The organism is Streptomyces sp. NPDC031111, assembly GCF_055570675.1.
This window is the reverse complement of record NZ_JBVIGS010000002.1, coordinates 369,979-388,385: the sequence shown is the minus strand read 5'-3', so window position 1 is coordinate 388,385 and position 18,407 is coordinate 369,979. Positions and strand designations below refer to the sequence as shown.

The 18,407-nt window shown below is 72.7% G+C and carries 11 protein-coding genes; 2 read left to right on the top strand and 9 right to left on the bottom strand.

The window, feature by feature from the left end; genetic code table 11:
* Window positions 1–5: 5 nt before the first annotated feature.
* A complete protein-coding gene (gene guaA / locus ACZ470_RS05495) occupies window positions 6–1,586 on the bottom strand; it encodes a glutamine-hydrolyzing GMP synthase (protein ID WP_468424632.1) in 1,581 nt (526 codons plus the stop codon).
* A 335-nt stretch (window positions 1,587–1,921) separates the two neighbouring features.
* Here guaA and ACZ470_RS05490 point away from each other — a divergent pair, with 335 nt between their 5' ends.
* Complete coding sequence (locus ACZ470_RS05490) at window positions 1,922–2,218, top strand: chorismate mutase (protein ID WP_384706716.1); 297 nt, start codon at window positions 1,922–1,924, stop codon at window positions 2,216–2,218.
* Between the two features lie 332 nt (window positions 2,219–2,550).
* Here ACZ470_RS05490 and ACZ470_RS05485 read toward each other — a convergent pair whose 3' ends face one another.
* Complete coding sequence (locus ACZ470_RS05485; RefSeq protein WP_468424630.1) at window positions 2,551–3,822, bottom strand: hypothetical protein; 1,272 nt, start codon at window positions 3,820–3,822, stop codon at window positions 2,551–2,553.
* Between the two features lie 240 nt (window positions 3,823–4,062).
* On the opposite strand from ACZ470_RS05485, the gene ACZ470_RS05480 reads away from it, so the two are divergent.
* Window positions 4,063–5,136 carry an LAETG motif-containing sortase-dependent surface protein gene (locus ACZ470_RS05480; protein WP_468424628.1) on the top strand — a complete coding sequence of 358 codons (1,074 nt, stop codon included), beginning with the start codon at window positions 4,063–4,065 and terminating at the stop codon, window positions 5,134–5,136.
* A gap of 69 nt (window positions 5,137–5,205) precedes the next feature.
* Here the strand turns inward: ACZ470_RS05480 and ACZ470_RS05475 are convergent, their stop codons facing one another.
* The 7 genes from ACZ470_RS05475 to ACZ470_RS05445 all read right to left on the bottom strand — a co-directional run bounded on the left by ACZ470_RS05475 (window position 5,206) and on the right by ACZ470_RS05445 (window position 18,283).
* On the bottom strand, window positions 5,206–6,978 hold the full coding sequence (locus tag ACZ470_RS05475; RefSeq protein ID WP_468424626.1) for a GMC oxidoreductase: 1,773 nt from the start codon (window positions 6,976–6,978) through the stop codon (window positions 5,206–5,208).
* Between the two features lie 74 nt (window positions 6,979–7,052).
* Entirely contained in the window at window positions 7,053–8,666 is a 1,614-nt protein-coding gene (locus ACZ470_RS05470; RefSeq protein WP_468424624.1) for a succinic semialdehyde dehydrogenase, read from the bottom strand.
* 128 nt (window positions 8,667–8,794) lie between these two features.
* Complete coding sequence (locus ACZ470_RS05465; RefSeq protein ID WP_468424622.1) at window positions 8,795–10,453, bottom strand: serine/threonine-protein kinase; 1,659 nt, start codon at window positions 10,451–10,453, stop codon at window positions 8,795–8,797.
* 80 nt (window positions 10,454–10,533) lie between these two features.
* A complete protein-coding gene (locus tag ACZ470_RS05460) occupies window positions 10,534–11,757 on the bottom strand; it encodes a serine/threonine-protein kinase (protein WP_468424620.1) in 1,224 nt (407 codons plus the stop codon).
* 82 nt (window positions 11,758–11,839) lie between these two features.
* The gene (locus ACZ470_RS05455; RefSeq protein ID WP_468424618.1) at window positions 11,840–13,465 is read right to left on the bottom strand and encodes a serine/threonine-protein kinase; all 1,626 of its coding nucleotides are present in this window, start codon (window positions 13,463–13,465) and stop codon (window positions 11,840–11,842) included.
* 168 nt (window positions 13,466–13,633) lie between these two features.
* Window positions 13,634–16,156 carry a protein kinase domain-containing protein gene (locus tag ACZ470_RS05450; RefSeq protein ID WP_468424616.1) on the bottom strand — a complete coding sequence of 841 codons (2,523 nt, stop codon included), beginning with the start codon at window positions 16,154–16,156 and terminating at the stop codon, window positions 13,634–13,636.
* A 153-nt stretch (window positions 16,157–16,309) separates the two neighbouring features.
* Window positions 16,310–18,283, bottom strand: a complete 1,974-nt coding sequence (locus tag ACZ470_RS05445) for a serine/threonine-protein kinase (protein WP_468425185.1) — start codon at window positions 18,281–18,283, stop codon at window positions 16,310–16,312.
* Window positions 18,284–18,407: the final 124 nt, after the last annotated feature.

Genomic DNA, 18,407 nt, shown 5'->3' with positions numbered 1-18,407 from the left:
GGGGCTCACTCCCACTCGATGGTGCCCGGCGGCTTGGAGGTCACGTCGAGGACGACGCGGTTGACGTCCCGCACCTCGTTGGTGATCCGGGTCGAGATCTTCGCGAGGACGTCGTACGGCAGCCGCGACCAGTCGGCGGTCATGGCGTCCTCGCTGGACACCGGGCGCAGCACGATCGGGTGGCCGTAGGTCCGGCCGTCGCCCTGGACGCCCACGGACCGCACGTCGGCGAGCAGGACGACCGGGCACTGCCAGATGTCCCGGTCGAGACCGGCCGCGGTCAGCTCCTCGCGGGCGATGGCGTCGGCCTCGCGCAGCAGGTCCAGGCGCTCCTTGGTGACCTCGCCGACGATGCGGATGCCCAGGCCCGGTCCGGGGAACGGCTGGCGCTGGACGATCTCGTCGGGCAGGCCGAGCTCCTGGCCGACCATCCGGACCTCGTCCTTGAACAGCTTGCGCAGCGGCTCGATCAGCTTGAACTCGAGGTCCTCGGGCAGGCCGCCCACGTTGTGGTGGGACTTGATGTTGGCGGTGCCGGTGCCGCCGCCGGACTCGACGACGTCCGGGTAGAGCGTGCCCTGGACGAGGAACTCCACCGCCGGACCCTCGTCCGCGATGATCTCGGCCTGGGCCTGCTCGAAGACCCGGATGAACTCCCGGCCGATGATCTTCCGCTTCTCCTCGGGGTCGGAGACGCCCTTCAGCGCGGTGAGGAACCGGTCCTCGGCGTCCACGACCTTCAGCTGCACGCCGGTCGCGGCCACGAAGTCCTTCTCGACCTGCTCGGTCTCGTCCTTGCGCATCAGCCCGTGGTCGACGTACACGCAGGTCAGCTGGGAGCCGATGGCCTTCTGGACGAGGGCGGCGGCGACCGCGGAGTCCACGCCGCCGGACAGACCGCAGATGGCGCGCTTGTCGCCGACCTGCTCGCGGATGGCGGCGACCTGCTCCTCGATGACGTTGCCCGTGGTCCAGTTCGGGGTCAGGCCCGCGCCCCGGTACAGGAAGTGCTCCAGCACCTGCTGCCCGTGCGTGGAGTGCATCACCTCGGGGTGGTACTGGACGCCGTAGAGCTTCTTCTCGTCGTTCTCGAAGGCGGCGACCGGGACGACGTCCGTGGAGGCGGTGACGGCGAAGCCCTCGGGGGCGGCGGAGCAGGCGTCGCCGTGCGACATCCAGACGGCCTGCTCGTCCGGGGTGCCCTCGAAGAGGGTGGAGGAGTTCTTGGAGACGTGCAGGTCCGTACGGCCGTACTCGCGGGCGCCGGTGTTGTCCACCTGGCCGCCCAGGCTCTGCGCCATGAGCTGGAAGCCGTAGCACATGCCGAAGACGGGGACGCCGGCCTCGAAGATCTCGCGGTCGAGGCGGGGGGCGCCCTCCTCGTACACGGACGAGGGGCCGCCGGAGAGGATGATCGCCGCCGGGTTCTTGGCGAGGATCTCCGCGACCGGCATGGTGCTCGGCACGATCTCGCTGTAGACCCGCGCCTCGCGGACGCGACGGGCGATGAGCTGGGCGTACTGCGCGCCGAAGTCGACGACCAGGACGGTGTCGGGCGCGTTGGCAGCGGGGGACGCTGATGACACGGGGTGCCTTCCGGCGGTGGGGCGGGGGTCTTGTGCCTCCCGATTCTACCGAGGTGGCGGCGGGACACGTCCCGGACCGGGGCGGGGGCCGGCGTCTCACCATGCGATCCGTGTTGGACAGCCGTCGCGGGCCGGGCATACTTGCCGCATGCTCACGCACTCGACCTTCCTGTTTACCTATGGCACCCGGCCCGCCGGCTGCCATGGTCGTGCTGCTTGAGCAACTGACAAGCGACTTCCCAGGCGCCCCGGGCCGACAAGGTCCGGGGCGCCTGTCGTTTCCTCCGGACCCTGCCGCGCCGGGGCACCGCACCCACCCATCGAGGAGCCCCGACATGACCGCCACCACGACGGAGTCGACCGAGAAGACCGGTGCCCGCACCACCGAGGCCGCCGAGCTGATCACCGGTGCCCGCGAGCGGATCGACGCGCTCGACGACCGGATCATCGGCCTGGTGCAGGAGCGGATGGCCGTGTCGGCGGTGATCCAGAAGGAACGGATCGCCTCCGGCGGCCGGCGCGTGAACCTCTCCCGCGAGATGGAGGTCCTCGCCCACTACAGGGACGCGCTGGGCAAGCCGGGCACCACGCTCGCGATGACCCTGCTGGAGCTGTGCCGCGGCAGGATCTGAATCCTCGTTCGCGGTACGGACGTGCGGTACGGACGTGCCATGCAGACGTGCCATACAGACGTACGCATCGCCCTCACCCGTACGGCGCGTGACCGGTACGGAGCCGGTTCGTTGGTACCGGTGTCCGTGCCAGCCAGGGGCGGGCGCGAGAGAACCACGCGTGGCTCGCCGGGGCGATGAGACGTGCGGATCGCGCCGTACGTCGTGGGACCTCGCTCCGGACAAGTGACCGGACGGCAGGGGACAGCGGCCCGGTCACCCCAGAGAAGGCCGGTCCCGGGGACGCCCGGGGCCGGCCGGCGGAAATCCGCCGTACACCTCAGCCGTACACCTCAGGTGCGGGACACGACACCGCAGCCCGCGTCGTCCTCGGCCGGATTCAGCTCCCTGCTGCGGTCGTACGGGTCGCGTGCCTCCCTGGACGGCTCGGGGCCGGTCTGCCGGTCGGCGAAGAACTCCGGACGGATGAGGCCGTCACCCTCCCGGCAGTCGTCGTTGGATATCTCGCTGTTGTGGTCGGTGATCCAGATGTGTCCCTCGCCGGCCTGGAACCTGGCGGGGTCCACGGCCTCCACCTCGACCACCCGGCGGACGATGGACCGGCTCACCTCGTCGCCGCCGCCCACACGGGCCATCGGGTACACGAAGGTGTAGTCGGCCCTGATCACGGCCCTCCCCGGCTCTCCCTCCACGGCCTCGACCGTCATACGGCCCCGCACCCGTACGTCGGCCACGAGTTCGACCTCCTCCGGATCGAACCGGGTGAACGTCCACACCGGGTCGTTCTTCACCGTGGGCTTACGCAGGGCGGCGCGCAGGTCGGCGAGGTACTCCTTCTCCGCCGGGTCCACCAGGTCCAGAGCCTTCTTCGGCTCGGCGCCCTTCAGCACGGCGGGATCGAGGTTGGCCGCGACCAGGAACTCCTTCGTCCCCCGCAGCGCGGCCTCGACCCGGGCGGCGGGGACCCCGTTGACCGCTTTCGCCTCGGGCAGCCGGATGGCGTCCGCCCCGGCCTCCCACCGCGCGGCCGGCGATCCGGCGAACGGCTTATCCCGCGTGGGGAGGCCGGCGGGGGCGGCGGCGGAGGGCGCGGCGCTGGGGCGGGCGGTCTCGGGATCCAGCGGCGTGGCGTCGGCCTGCCGCGCCTCGTCCGCCGTGCCGGACCCCTCCCCCAGGCCGCCGGGCAGCCAGGACAGCGCGGCTGACGGATTGAGGGCGACCACCGCGAGCGCCGCGGCGGCCACCACCCCGACCACGCTCCAGACCCGGCGCCGACGCGAGGGACGGCCCAGCTCGTGCGAGGCCGGACCCGTACGCCAGCCCTCGGGCTGGGCCGGCGGCACGGCCGTCCGCTTCCTGCCGAACCGGCGTTTGCCGCCACCGGCCGTCCTGGCCTGTGCCTCGTCCATGGCCCGCAGCCGCTCGGTCACCATGCGCGCCCGGGCGGACGGCTCCTTGGGCGCGGAGGCACGGATGTCGCGCTCGCTGTCCTGGACGAACTTCTCCCAGACGTCGTCCGGAAGGGACGAGGGCTCCGGTGCGGAATCGGCTGAGGGATCGGACGCGGACTCCGGTCTGCGCTCTTCGGACGGCTGCTCGGCCACGGGGTCGCGGACTTTCTCTCGGTGGCGGTGGTGGGCGGCCCGAGCGTACGCCAGTGACGATCACCGCCTCATCTGTGATCCACGTCACATAAAAATTCCGTGAGAGTCAGGACAACCATCCAGCCACGTCGTTGATCGAACTCACTGAATCCACACGGACCACATCCGTAGCGCCCCACACGGAGGCGTCTCCCACCTCGTGCCGCGCCCCCGCGGCACACCGGACTTCCCGAGGTCTTCATGAAGCTTCGCCGTGCCATGGCCGCGGCGGCCGCGACGGCCGTCATAGCGCCGCTGGCCCTGCTCTCGGCCCCGGCCGCGTTCGCGACCGGCGAGACGCCGGACACGTCGACGAGCAGCCCGGCAACATCGGCGGACAGCTCCCCGGCCGAGACCCCGGACGACACCACGACGGACACGAGCGCTCCCACCGACGACCAGAGCACCCCGGCCGAGGACGACACGAGCAGCCCCTCGACCGACACCGACACCAAGACCCCGAGCGACCCGGCCGAGGACGACACCCCGTCGACCGACCCGAGCTCGCCCACCACGGGCACCAGCTCCCCGCCCGCCTCGCCGTCCCCGAGCGCCAGCGAGAGCGCTCCGGCGGAGGAGGACGTCGAGCTCTGCACCGACGAAGAGGGCAACAGCACGGCCGAGCTCAGCGCCGACCTGCGCAGCGGCCTGTCCGGCCTGCCCGAGAAGATCGTCGCCGGCAGCGGCTGGACCGGGTTCTCGTTCAACGTGTCCAACCGCGGCGACGACGAGATCAAGGACATCAAGCCGCTGATCGGCGTCGCGGCCGTCGGCTGGGACGCGAAGGACTACTCGGGCCGGATCACGGTCCAGGTCTTCAACAGGGCCACCGGGAACTGGGACACGCTAGCGGACGCCGCGGGTGAGGGCGGCACGTTCGCCGCGTTCTCGCTCGGTGCCGGCCAGTCGGTCTCGTACAAGCTGCGGCTGAGCGTCAGCGGCTCGGTGCCCGACGCGCTCGGCATCACCGGCGGCTTCGCCGAGTACGCGGACGACGACGGCTGCTGGATCGCCGACGACTCCAACGGCTGGATCTACTTCTTCGACATCCTGGCCGCCGGCTCCGACCCCGGTAAGCCGAACGACGCCAAGCCGCAGACCGGCGGCAAGGTCGAGCTCGACGAGGTGAAGGACGTCAAGGTCACCGGCAGCCTCGCCGAGACCGGCTCCAGCTCCGCCCTGCCGATGATCGGCCTGGTCGGCGGCGCCGCCCTCGTGGCCGGTGCCGGTGCGGTGTTCGTGGTGCGCCGGCGCAAGGCCGGTGCGGAGGCGTAACACCCAGGACAAGGGAAAAGGACCTGAGCTCGGAGGGGGGCACAGGTCCTTTTTCCTTGTCCTGCTCGGCTACTTCTTCGGCGGCACCGTCGGCATCCCCAGGAACGGCAGCTTCAGCGCCCCGAACGCCTCCACCGGAACCGCCGGGGACTTCGGCTCGACCGGCGTGAGCCGCCGGTAGGACTCGCCCTGCTCCGGACGCGGATCGGTGTCGCCCTTGTTGGGCCAGTACGACATCGCCCGCTCGGCCTGCGCCGTGATGGTCAGGGAGGGGTTGACGCCCAGGTTCGCCGAGACCGCCGCACCGTCCACGACCGAGATGCCGGGGTGGCCGTAGAGGCGGTGGTACGGGTCGATCACACCGGTGTCGCGGGAGGCGCCGATCGGGCAGCCGCCCAGGAAGTGGGCGGTCAACGGCGTGCCCATCAGCTCGCCGACGTTGGAGCCCGCGAAGCCGTTGATCTCCTCGGCCAGCAGCGTCGCGGCCCGGGTCGCCGCCTCGATCTGCGTCGGGTTCGGCGCACCGTGGCCCTGACGGGCCGTGAGCAGGCCCTTTCCGATGCCGCCCGGCTTGCGGTAGGTGGTCAGCGAGTTGTCCAGGGACTGCATGACCAGGCCGATGATGGTCCGCTCCGACCAGCGCCGGTTGGACAGTGAACGGACCGCGAGGGTGGGGTGCTTGACCAGTTCGAGCAGCCACCGGCGGACCCGGTGTGCCCCGTACGGCACCTGGAGGATCGTCAGCGCGCCCATCGAGTTGGAGCCCTTGCCGTACCGGACCGGCTCGATATGGGTGTTCTCGTCCGGGTGGACGGACGAGGTGATCGCGACGCCGCGGGTGAAATCGGCCCTCTTGTGGCCGTGCTTCCTGCGGTAACGGCGGTCGCTGGTCTGCGCACCGACCAGGCCCTCGGAGTTGGTGCGGGTCAGTTCGCCGAGCCGGTCCGAGATCCGGGGCAGCAGGCCGGTGTCCTTCATACGGTGCAGCAGCGTCTGGGTGCCGTAGGTGCCCGCGGCGATCACGACCTGGCGGGCCGTGAAGGTGCGCCCCTGGCCCTTCTTCCGGTTGTCGGTGGGAAGCGTCTTGACCGCGTATCCGCCCCGGGAGTCCTCGGTGACGGCGACGACCGAGGTCATCGGGTGGACGACCGCGCCCGCCTTCTCGGCGAGGTAGAGGTAGTTCTCGTTGAGGGTGTTCTTCGCGCCGTGCCGGCAGCCGGTCATGCACGCGCCGCACTCGGTGCAGGCCTTGCGTGCGGGCCCCGCCCCGCCGAAGAAGGGATCGGCCACCTCGCCGCCCGGCTTCGCCTTCGCCGAGCCGTCGGCGTCCTTGCCGTCCCCGAAGAAGACACCCACCGGTGCCATATGGAAGGTGTCGCCGATGCCCATGGCCTGCGCGGCCCCCTTCAGATGGACGTCCGAGGGGGTCATGGTCGGATTGAGCCGGACGCCCAGCATGCGCTTGGCCTGGTCGTAGTACGGGCCCAGTTCCTCGCGCCAGTCCGTGATGTCCTTCCACTGAGGGTCGTCGAAGAACGGGGGGAGCGGCTCGTAGAGGGTGTTGGCGTAGTTCAGGGAGCCGCCGCCGACGCCCGCGCCTGCCAGGACCATGACATTGCCCAGCAGGTGGATGCGCTGGATGCCGTACATGCCGAGGGCGGGCGCCCACAGGAAGTTCTTCAGGTCCCAGGAGTTCTTGGGCAGGGTCTCGCGGGTGAAGCGGCGGCCGGCCTCCAGGACGCCGACGGTGTATCCCTTCTCCGTGAGGCGGAGGGCGGCCACGGAGCCGCCGAAGCCGGAGCCTACGACGAGGACGTCGTAGTCATAAGCGTCTTGAGGCACGGGAGTCTCCTCTTTGAGTATCGCGTGCGGGTCGTCTGTGGTTTCTCGCGCAGTTCCCCGCGCCCCTGGGGCGGTTACCTGAACCGGAGTGCTTTCATGAGCCGGAGACTGCGGCTCATGAACGCCGCGTACTTCTCGTCGTCCATGCCCAGTGACGGGGCCATCGGGAGCAGGCGCTGGTGGGCCACGGTCTGGGGCTCGGTGAACTTGAGGATGCCCTCGGCGCCGTGCCGGCGGCCGAGGCCGGAGTCCTTCATGCCGCCCATCGGCGACTGGACGCTGCCGTACGCCGGCGCGTAGCCCTCGTTGATGTTCACCGTGCCGGTGCGCATCCGCGCGGCGATCCCGCGTCCGCGCCGGGCGTCCTTCGTCCAGACGGAGGAGTTCAGGCCGTACGAGGTGGAGTTGGCGCGCTCGACCGCCTCGTCGTCGGACGAGAAGCGGTAGATCGAGACGACCGGGCCGAAGGTCTCCTCGGAGCAGACGCTCATCGGGGCCTCGACGCCGTCGAGGATGGTCGGCTCGTAGAAGTAGGGGCCGATGTCCGGGCGGGCCGTGCCGCCGGCGAGCACCTTGGCGCCCTTGGCGACGGCGTCCTCGACGTGCCGGGTGACGGCGTCCAGTTGGCGCTGCCCGACCAGGGAGCCCATGTCGGCGCCGTAGGCGAGGGAGGTGCCGAGGCGCAGCGCCCTGGTGCGGGCGGCGAAGCGCTCCAGGAAGGCGTCGGCGACCGACTCGTGGACGTACAGCCGCTCGATGGAGATGCACAGCTGGCCGGCGGAGGAGAAGCAGGCGCGGACGGCGCCCGCGGCGGCCTTGTCGAGGTCGGCGTCCTCCAGTACCAGCATGGCGTTCTTGCCGCCGAGTTCGAGGGAGACCCCGACCAGGCGGGCGGCGGCGCCCTGGGCGACCTCGCGGCCGGTGCGGGTGGAGCCGGTGAAGGAGACGTAGTCGGCGTGCCGGACGACCTCGGGGCCGACGACGGGGCCCTCGCCGAGGACGACCTGGAAGACCTCGGCGGGCAGCCCGGCCTCGATGAGCAGGTCACGGGCCCACAGCGCGGTGAGGCAGGTCTCCGTGTCGGGCTTCATCACGACCGCGTTGCCCGCGACGAACGCCGGGAGCGCGTCGCCCACGGAGAGTTCGAGCGGGTAGTTCCAGGGTGCTATCTGGCCCACGACACCGCGCGGGTGGCGCAGTTCGGTGACCTTCGTCAGGGTCGGCATGGCGCCCGTGTGCCGCTTGGGCCGCAGATAGGCGGCGGCCCGGCGGCCGTAGTGGCGGGCGGCGACGGCGACGGCCTGGACCTCCTCGTGGGCGTGCAGCCGGGCCTTGCCGGTCTCCAGCTGGATCAGGTCGAGCACCTCGGCCTGGCGCTCCAGCACCAGGTCGTGGAAGCGGAGCAGGACGGCGGCGCGCTGCCGTACCGGCACCTGCGCCCAGACGGCCTGGGCGGCGCGGGCGGTGTCGAAGGCGTTCGCCACGTCCTCGGGCGTCGACTCGGGCAGGTCGGCCAGCTTCTCGCCGGTGAACGGCGTGTGGTTGGCGGTCCGGCCGGAGCCGGCCACGCCTTTGGTGAGCTGGGCGACCAGCTCCGGCGTGACCACGTCGGCGGCGGTGCGGGCCCCCGCCGGGGCGGGGGCCAGGGGGTTGGTGCCGGTCGTTTGCCGGGTCTGCTCGTCCGTCATGAGGCGCAGGGTATGCCGGGGCGAACACTTTGTGTACCCGTCGGTAACAGATTCACCCACCGCTCACACAACGCCAGTGAACGCTGGCAACAAACCCCCTGATCAGGGCGTTGGCCGCGACGTCGGTGTCAGAGCTTGTGAACGTCCCACGAGTCGATGACCGTACGGGCGATCTCCCGGCCGTCGTCGGCGAAGTAGCCCTTGCCCGGGTAGACGATCCACAGCCGGTACATGTCGCCGGCCTTGTTCCGGTAGTACATGACCCGCGCCTCGCGCACCAGCGCCGGATCGGTGGTCGTCGTGTAGACGATGGTGTTGGTGGCCGCCTCGCGGTCCTTGTACGTGGTCTCGCGCGGCTGCCCCTTCGGAGCCGGCGTGTCGGCGATGCCCCAGCCGTACTCGCCGTCCCTGAGCTCCTCCCAGTGGGCGAACGCCCGTTCCGAGGCCGAGGCCTCGAGCTCGCCGTTCTTGTCCTCGGCCTTGAGGTCCCGGTCGACCTCGACCCGCACCAGCCCGCTCGGGTCGGTGAAGGAGGCGACGGTGCCGTCCGAGTCCTCGGCGGGCTCGTCCTTCACGAAGTCGGCCGGGACCGCGAGCGCGACGCCCGGCCGGTCTCCGAGGTCGTGCTTCTTCCAGCCGTCCGGCAGCGGCCCCGCGAACGGGTCCGCGATCACCAGGTACGCGGCCACCGCGCCCGCGACGACCGCGGCGCCCAGCCCCATCAGCGTCTTGCGGCCGATCCGGACGCCCTTGCCGCCGGATCCCGGAACGGGGAACGGGGCGACCTGCGTGGGCTGCGGCGCGGGCGGGTTCGCGGCCGCTTCCAGCGCGGCGCGGACCTGGGCGGCGTTCGGACGGCGCGCCGGGTCCTTCTCCAGCAGGCCGGTGATGACCTCGGCCAGCGGTCCCTGCGCGGAGGCGGGCGCCGCCGGGGTGGCGTTGAGTACGGACTGGAGGGTGGCGGGGGTGTTGCTGCGGCGGAACGGCGAGACGCCCTCCGTCGCCGCGTACAGCACCACCCCGAGCGACCACAGGTCGGAGGCCGGGCCGGGGCGCTGCCCCAGCACCCGTTCCGGGGCGATGTACTCCGGCGAACCGACGAATCCGCCGGTGTCGGTCAGATTGGTCTCGCCCTCGATCTGGGCGATGCCGAAGTCGGTGAGGACGACCCGGTCGTGCCGGCCGAGCAGCACGTTGTCCGGCTTGACGTCCCGGTGCAGGATGCCCGCCGCGTGCGCGGCCTCCAGCGCGCCGAGCACCTCCAGCCCGACCCGGGCGGCCTCGCGCGCGGACAGGGTCCCCTCCTCCTGGAGCACGGCGCCCAGCGAACGGCCCTGGACCAGTTCCATCACGATCCACGGCCGGCCGTCCACCACGGCGACGTCATGGACGTTGACCACCGCGGGGTGGTCGAGCCGGGCGGCGGCGCGGGCCTCGCGGCGCATCCGCTCGGAGGCGTTGGCGCGTTCGCGTTCGGGAAGGTGGTCCGGGACGCGGGGCTCCTTGACGGCGACCTCGCGGTCCACCGTCTCGTCCTTGGCCCGCCACACCGTTCCCATGCCGCCGTGCCCGAGCTTGGCGAGCAGCCGGTAACGGCCGGCGATCACCCGTCCGGCACCGGGGTCGTTCTGCGGGTGTGTCTGCGTCTGGGCCGGCACCACCTGGGTCGGTGCCGCGTACGGGTTGTCGGGGTGCGGCACGGCCGTGGGCGGGTTGGGGTTCGGCGGTCGCAGACCAAAGCTGGTTGGCTCGTCGGCCCCGTGGCGGGCTCCCCCGTTGTTGCTCATGGTTCATCCATATCGCGCCAAGCCCTCACGTATCCACTGCGTGAGCCCACCGGTCACAGAGCCGTGACTCTCGCGGGAACTTATCTCCCATTTACGGGACTATGCGGCCGGAGCGAGGAGCCGGCCGGCGTGGGACTGGCCGAGGGGCTCGGGGAACCGGCGGACGGCCCGCTCACCGGTGTCTCCGGTGCCGTGCTCGTCGGCGTGCCGCCCCCGTCGCCGCCCCGGTCCTGCATGAGCAACGCGGCCGCGGACACGCCCGCTCCCGCCATCGCGGCGACGGCCAGCGCGGCCACGAGCGCGCCCCTCGTAGGCTGCCGCCGCACCGGACGCGCCCCGGGTGGGACCGGTGGCGTCCCGCCCGCCTCCTCCCGCCGCACCGGGGACCGACGACGGGGCGGGTCCCGGTCCGGGGGCAGCAGTCCGGGGGGCGCGGACTCCCGCGTACGGCCCGTCTCACGGAACGCCCGCAGCATCCGTTCGGCCCGGTCCGCGTCGAGCCGGCGGTCGGGGTCACGCTCCAGCAGCCCGCGCACCACGGGGAGGATCGGCCCAGCCTGGGCGGGCGGCCGGATCTCGTCGACCACGACCGCGTGCAGGACCCCGCCGAGCGAGTCGCGCCGGAACGGCGACTCGCCGCTGAGCGCCGTGCACAGCAGCGCGCCCAGCGACCACAGGTCGGACTCCGGTCCCGATCTGGCGCCGGACATCCGCTCCGGGGCGGTGTATTCGGGCGAGCCGACGAAGGAGCCGGTCTCGGTGAGCGTGGTGGAGCCCGCCAGGCGGGCGATGCCGAAGTCGGTGAGGACGACCCGGTCGGTGCCGTTCTCCAGCAGCACGTTGGCGGGCTTGAGGTCGCGGTGCAGCACCCCGGCCGTGTGGGCGGCGCGCAGCGCGCCGAGCAGGGCGATGCCGATCCGTGCCGCCTCCGCGGCGTCGACCGGGCCCTGCTCGGCGACCCGGTCCGCGAGGGACGGCCCGTCGATCAGCTCCAGGACGATGTAAGGGCGTTCGTCGTCCTCGACGACATCGTGGACGACGATGATGTGCGGGTGGCTCAACTGGGCCAGGGCGCGGGCCTCGCGCAGGGTGCGGTCCCGCTGCCGCCGGGCGTCCGCCGCCGACAGCGTCTCGTCGAGGGGGAGTTCCTTGACGGCGACACTCCGTCCGAGCAGTTGGTCGGTGGCCCGCCAGACCACACCCATGCCGCCGCGCCCGAGCCTCGCCTCCAAACGGTAACGGCCCGCAATGACGCGGCCGTTGGGCCTCGCGGTCGCGTTCTCGGCCTGCCCGTCGGTCCCCATGGGCCCATCATGCCCCACCGGATGTGCCCCTTCCGGTACGGCGATTCGGCCAAGCGGCGCGCAGCCGCGCCCGCCCCGCTGGTCAGGGCTCGCGCCAGCCCTTCAGCACCGTCTCGAACTGCCCGCTGGTCGTGGCCCAGTCCTCGGCCGGCCCGGACATGTAGATCGCGTACTCGACCCCGTCCCGCGAGATGTACATCTGGTCCACCGCCCGGCGCGGCCCCGGGAACTCGGTGTCCTTGGCCAGCGCCGTCCAGTTGTACTCCAGCCGGGCGCTCTCCCGGTCCCGGTAGACGCGGCGGTCCAGCCCCACCCGCTGGTAGTCGACCAGGCGCTGTCCTATCTGCTGGTCCAGATCGCTCAGGTGCTCGTAGGGGTCGTCGAAGTCGGGCGAGTCGTCCATGGCGATGCGGAGGAAGTGCTTGCCGCCGTCGGGCGTGTAGTCGACCTGCCGGGTCTCCTCGTCGAAGACCACGCGCTCCCAGTCGTCGCCGGGCAGGACGACGCTGAAGCCGTAGGGGTCGCTGCGGCGCACCCAGCCCTCCGGCAGACCGCCCGGCGACCTGGTCGGCCCCGACTCGGTGGGGCCGGGCGTGGAGGTGGCGGTCGGGGTCGGGTCGGCCGTGGTGCCGCCGCCCCGGTCCCCCTGCTGGAGCACCACGGCGGTTCCCCCGCCGATCAGCGCGGCCACGACGACGACCAGGGCGATCACCCGGCCGCGTACCCGCCGGCGGGGCGTGGCGGCAGGGGGTGCGTACGGCCGCTGAACGGCGGTGACCCCGCCCTGCGGGTACACCGGCGCCGGGGGGACCGCCTCCGGCCCGGTCTCGTACGGCAGGGGCGCGGGGGCGTCGACGACCTGGGTCGGTACGTACTCCTGCGCCGCCTGCGGCCGGCGTCCCTCGGCCGCCTCGGCGAGCATCTGCTCGGCCTGGGCGGCGTCGGGCCGGGTGGCCGGATCCTTGCGCAGAAGTGCGCTGATGACGGGCGCGAGCGGGCCGGCGTGCCGTGACTCGTCGGCCTCCTCCTCGACGACCGCCTGCATGGTGGTCAGCGGTGAGGTGCGGCGGAACGGCGATCTGCCCTCCACCGCCGTGTACAGCGTCGCGCCGAGCGCCCACAGGTCGGAGGCGGGGCCGGGGTCGTGGCCGCGGACCCGCTCGGGCGCGAGGTAGTCGACCGAGCCGACGACCTCTCCGGTGCGGGTGATGGCGGTGTCGCCGTCGATCTGCGCGATGCCGAAGTCGGTGAGCAGCACCCGGCCGTCCCGGCCGAGGAGCACGTTTCCGGGCTTGACGTCACGGTGCAGCACACCGGCGGCGTGCGCGGCGCGCAGGGCGCGCAGCACCCACAGGCCGATGCGGGCCGCCTCGCGGGGCTCGACCCGTTCCTCCTCCTTGACCGCGTCGGCCAGCGAACGGCCCTCGACCAGCTCCATCACGATCCACGGCCGGCCGTCGTGCTCCAGCACGTCGTGCACCGTGACGACGGCGGAGTGGTTGATCCGCGCGGCCGCCCGCGCCTCCGCGCGGGTGCGCGCCAGCAGCATGGCCTGTTCGCTGTCGGAGACGTAGAGCGCGGCGGTCAGTTCCTTGATGGCGACGGATCGGTGCAGCACCTCATCGTGCGCACGCCACACCCGGCCCATGCCACCGCTCCCGATGGAGTCGCCGAGCCGGTAGCGGCCCGCGACGAGCGAGCCCTGCATCTGATTCACGTTGCCCCGCAATGGTCTTGACAGGGTCAGCGTAAGTACGACGGCCCTTCCTGGGAACCGACGCCGTGCCATGGAGACCGCACTGTGATGCTTGTCGCCGAATGAGGCGACAGGCAACCAAAACCCCTGTGTCTGCGTCGAGTCGGCGGGTCTGCCGGGTCAGCCGGTGTACCGGTAGGTCGCCGCCGCCTGCTCGTACAGCCGTGACACCTCGTCCCGTTCGGACTCCGGTCCGCGCACCTGCACCACGTGGTAGCGGCCGTCGATCAGCGCCGCGAGGTTGCGGACGTACAGCTCGCCGCCGTCGCCGGTCCAGGTGAACTGGCCCTCCGCCATGGTCCGTCCGCCGACCTCGATGGTCTTCAGGCCGGTGGAGGTGGCCCAGCTGGAGTCGCGGTAGGGCTGGAGCTCCCGCTCGTCGTCGCGCTGGTAGGCCATGGGGTCACCGCCGTACTCCTGGGCGCTGTCCCGGCCCGGTACGACGATGAGCTCGAAGTCGCCGCGGGAGTAGACGACCTGCCCGCTGCCGTTCTTCCCGGTGCGCTGCCAGCCCTCGGCGACGGCGATCCGGAAGCCCTCGGGGTCCTTGGCAAGGGTGAAGCCGTCGGCGACCTCGGGGCCGGTGGTCTGCGTCTCGGCGGAGGCGGCCGACTCCTCGGGGTCGTCCTTGGGCTTCGGTGAGTCCTTCTCCGCCTCCGGCTCACCGCCCGGGCCCGGTACGGCGCTGACCTCACCGGCGGCTCCGGTGCGGTCGGTCGATCCGCCCGCCCCCGAGGTGTCCTCCCCGGACTTCGGCATGAACAGCATGGCGTACGCGATCGCCCCCGCCATGGCGAGCAGCACCAGCAGAAGCAGGGTGCGGCCGAGCCGGCGCGGGGAACCGGCGTCCTGCTTGGCCCGCTTGTGCCGTCCGTGGTGGGCGGGGAGCCCGGCGCGGCGCCTGCGCACCAGCTCGCCCCGGCGCCGTACGATCGGCAGCTTGCTCGCGTCGGCGGGCGGCGCCGCTATGACGTGCACGCCCGCCTCGGGCTCGGGCGCCGACCGCACCAGTGAGCGCAGCCAGCCGCGCAGCTCCTCGAAGTCGAGGCGCTCGGTGGGGTCCTGACGCAGCAGCGATTCCACGACCGGCCGCAGCGGCCCGCACTCCTCGGCGAACGCGGGCGGTTCGGCGCACACCATCTGCACCAGTTCGGCCGTCGACTCCTCCGGGTAGGGCGCGTGTCCCTGGACGGCACGGAACAGCAGGGAGCCCAGCGCCCAGAGGTCGGTGGCGGGTCCGATCGGGGCGGCCAGCTGCCAGTTCTCGTGCACGGGTCCGGCCTGCTCGGGCGCCCAGCGCTCGGTCACGGCTCCGACGACGGCCATGCGCGCCTGCCGCGCCCGCTCGGCGGCCAGCGCGGTGGTCGGGCCCCGGCGGGCGGGGACGTGCGCCACCAGGTCGTCCCAGCGGGCGGGCGGGGTGGTTCCGGCCGATGTCCCGGAGGCCCCGGGGGCTTCGAGTGCCCTGGGTGCCTCGGCGGCGGCGCGTCCGCCGGCCGCCGGGCGGGGGGTGGCTCCGTACCGGCCGGCCCCCACGCCGTAGGGGTCGGCTATCTGTCCGGGCGGGCCCGCGGCGGTCGCCGTGCCCGTGCCTTCGTCCCCCGGCCGGGAGACGTACGGCGGCTGCGCGGTGCCGTTGCCGTCCTCGGGAGCGGGCCGGGCGCCGGGCAGGGCGGCGCGGCTGCTCTGCTGGGCCTCCTGCACCCGGGCGGCGGCACGGGCGCCGGCCCGGTACGCGGCGATCGCCCCCGCACGGGCCGCCCGCACGTCCCCGGCGCTGTCGAGGGCCTTCGGGGCCGCCGCGGGGGAGAGACCGTCCGGCGTGGGTGCCCCGCCACCGGGCAGCCGGCCGGCCCGCGCCTCGATGGCGGCGCGGCGTGCCGCCTCGGGGTCGGGGTCGGCGGTGAACCCGGGCGGCCAGGACGGGCCACCCCCGGCGTCCGGTGCTCCCCCGGGCGCCACCGGTCCCAGTTCCGCCGGCGTCCCCGCTCCTTGCCCCGGCTCCTCGTCGGGCGGAGGCACCGGGTCGTATCCGCACAGTGCCTCCTCCGCCGCGCCGACGGCGAGGCCGGTCAGCATCACCCGGCCGTCGTCGCAGACGAGGACCGTGCGCGCGGTGATGTTGCGGTGGACCCAGCCGTGGGAGTGCAGCACCCGCAGTGCGGTGAGGACGTCGGAGGCGACCTCCGCCGCCCGGTACGGGGACAGCGGCTTCTCGGCGAGCAGCGCGGCCAGGGGACGCGCGGCGACGAATTCGCTGACTATCCAGAGCGAACCGCCCTCCGCGAACACGTCGAAGACCTGGTCCAGACGCGGGTGGTCGGGGATGGCGGCGGCCGCCTGCGCGGCCTCGACCGCGCGTCGCACGACCGGGTCGGTGGGCCGCCGCGAGCTCCCGCGCGCGGAGCCCGGCCCGTGACCGCCCCGCCGCGCGGCTCCGTCACGGGCGGTGAAACCGTGGGGCAGCCCTTCGGCGTCGAGCACCTCGGCCTCGACGACCTCGGGCAACGGGACCTGCCTGACCAGGACTTCCTGTCCGCTGTAGGTGTCGAAGGCGCGGGTCTCGGTCAGTTCGTACTCGTCGGAGGGAGGCAGCGGCAGGCGGTAGCGGTCGGCGAGAACCCGTCCCGCATAGTCGTCCACATTGCCTCCCCCGGCACTACGGTCGGTCGGTTCCGTTCGCCCGGCGGACCGATCCGGCTGCGTACGGTCCGCAAGCATTCACGATACGTGCCGGAAGCAACCCGCAGAGAGGGGATGCCACATCTGACTCCCCAATCCGCGGGCCGCTCATGCTCAGGACTTCGGCCGGAACGTCTTCGTCAGCGTCCGCCAGGTCTCCTTGCGCTGCTCGCCGCCCCACTTGGCGGCCTTGGCCGTGTACATCAGCCCGTACCCGAGCCGGTCGCCGACGACGGTCCCCCGGTCAATGGACCGGTACTTGGTCCCGCCCTCCACATAGGTGAACTCCCAGTCGGCCGTGTTCCAGCCCCGGTAGTCCACGGACTCGATGCGGATCCGCTGGTACTGCGAACGCACCATGTAGCGTTCCTGGTTCTTCCAGTCGGCGACCGGGTCGTCCTTCGGCGTGGTCGTCCAGCCGATGAGCAGCTTCTGCCCGTCGGGCCCGGTGAACCGGTCCCCGGCGGTACCCGACGACTGGAACTTCCACCCCTCGGGCAGCCCGATCGAGTACCCCTGCTTCCCCTTGTACGTCTCCTTCGCCGGCGTACCGCCGCCGTCCTCGGCGGAGTCGTCGGGTCCGCCGGCTCCGGCGCCCGGGGTGCCCGACGCCGAGCCCGCTCCCGTGCCCGCGCCGGCCGACTCGGTCGCCGTGCCGTCGGTGCGGGTGCCGTCGCTCTCGTCGCCCTTGGTGTCGGCGCTCGGGGCCGCACTGGCGACGGGCCTGTCGCCGCCGCCCTTCGCTCCCTTGTCGCCCTCGTCGTCGCCGCCGAACGCGAAGGCCAGCACGGTGCCGATCACGGCGAGCACCACGACCACCGCGATGATGATCAGCGTCCGCCGCGGTACCACGTCGGTGAGCGGTGCCCGCGGAACGGGCCTCGCCGGCAGATCCGGCGGCGTCATCACCGGCCACCCGGAACTGCGTCCACCGGCGGGGGAGGTCGCTTGCGCGGCCGGGCCGGACGGGTTCGCCGTGCCGGACCGTGCGCCGGAGTCGGCGGCCGGTCCGGAGGCGGCAGCGGGGGTGTCGCTACCGGACTTGGCGCGGGCCGCCGCGGCGCCGGCCGTGCCGGCCGCCACCGCCGCCTTCCGCACGGAGCGCAACGCGCCCCGCAGCTTCTCCCCGGCCTCCTCGCCCCGCTTGCCCCCGGCGGCCGGGCGCTCGCCGGGCTGCTCGGGCAGCGGCACGACCTTCGTCGCGTCCGCCGGTTCCGCGCCGGCCTCGCTGGGCGCGGGCGCGTTGACGATCGCGTTCAGCATGGCCCGCGCGCCGCGGTCGTCGAGCCGCTGGGCGGGATCCTTGGTGAGCAGTCCGTAGATGACGTCCCTGAGCGGTCCCGCGTTCTTCGGCTCCTCGAGCGGCTCGGTCATCACCGCCGTGAGCGTCGCGATCGCGGACCCCTTGTCGTACGGCGGGGTGCCCTCGACCGCCGCGTACAGCAGTCCGCCGAGCGACCACAGGTCGGCCGCCGGACCCGGCTTGTGCCCGCGGGCCCGCTCCGGGGAGATGTAGGAGGGGGCGCCGACCAGCATGCCGGTCGAGGTGATGGACGGGTCGCCCTCGACCTGGGCGATGCCGAAGTCGGTGAGCACGACCCGGCCGTCCTCGGCGATCAGCACGTTCGACGGCTTCACGTCGCGGTGCAGGATGCCCTCCCGGTGCGCGGAGCGCAGCACGTCGAGGATGGCGAGGCCGACCTCCGCCGCGCGCCTCGGCTCCAGCAGGCCGTCCTCCCGGATGGCCTCGGCGAGCGACTTGCCCTCGACGAGTTCCATCACGATCCAGGGCCGGTCGTCCTCCTCGACCACGTCGAAGACGGTCACCGCGCTGTTGTTGCGGATCCGCGCGATCGCCTTGGCCTCGCGCAGCGTCCGCGTGATCAGCCGGCGCTTCTCCTCCTCGTCGATGTTCGACGGGAAGCGGAGCTCCTTGACGGCGACGGTCCGCCCCAGGGTCTCGTCCTGGGCCCGCCACACCGTGCCCATGCCGCCGCGGCCGAGCACATCTCCCAGCCGGTACCGCCCGGCGAGGAGACGTGCGCTCTTGTCCTGACGGGATGTCCCCGCCCGCTCCGCCTCCGACATGCGTCCCCTCATGCAACCCGCCCTGACAGAGCCTTCATTGTCCCTCACCCGACAAGTGCTCGACGCCCAGGGTGCCTCTGACGGCGTCCCGGGCCCGGCGCACGCGGAGCCCGGGTGACGGACG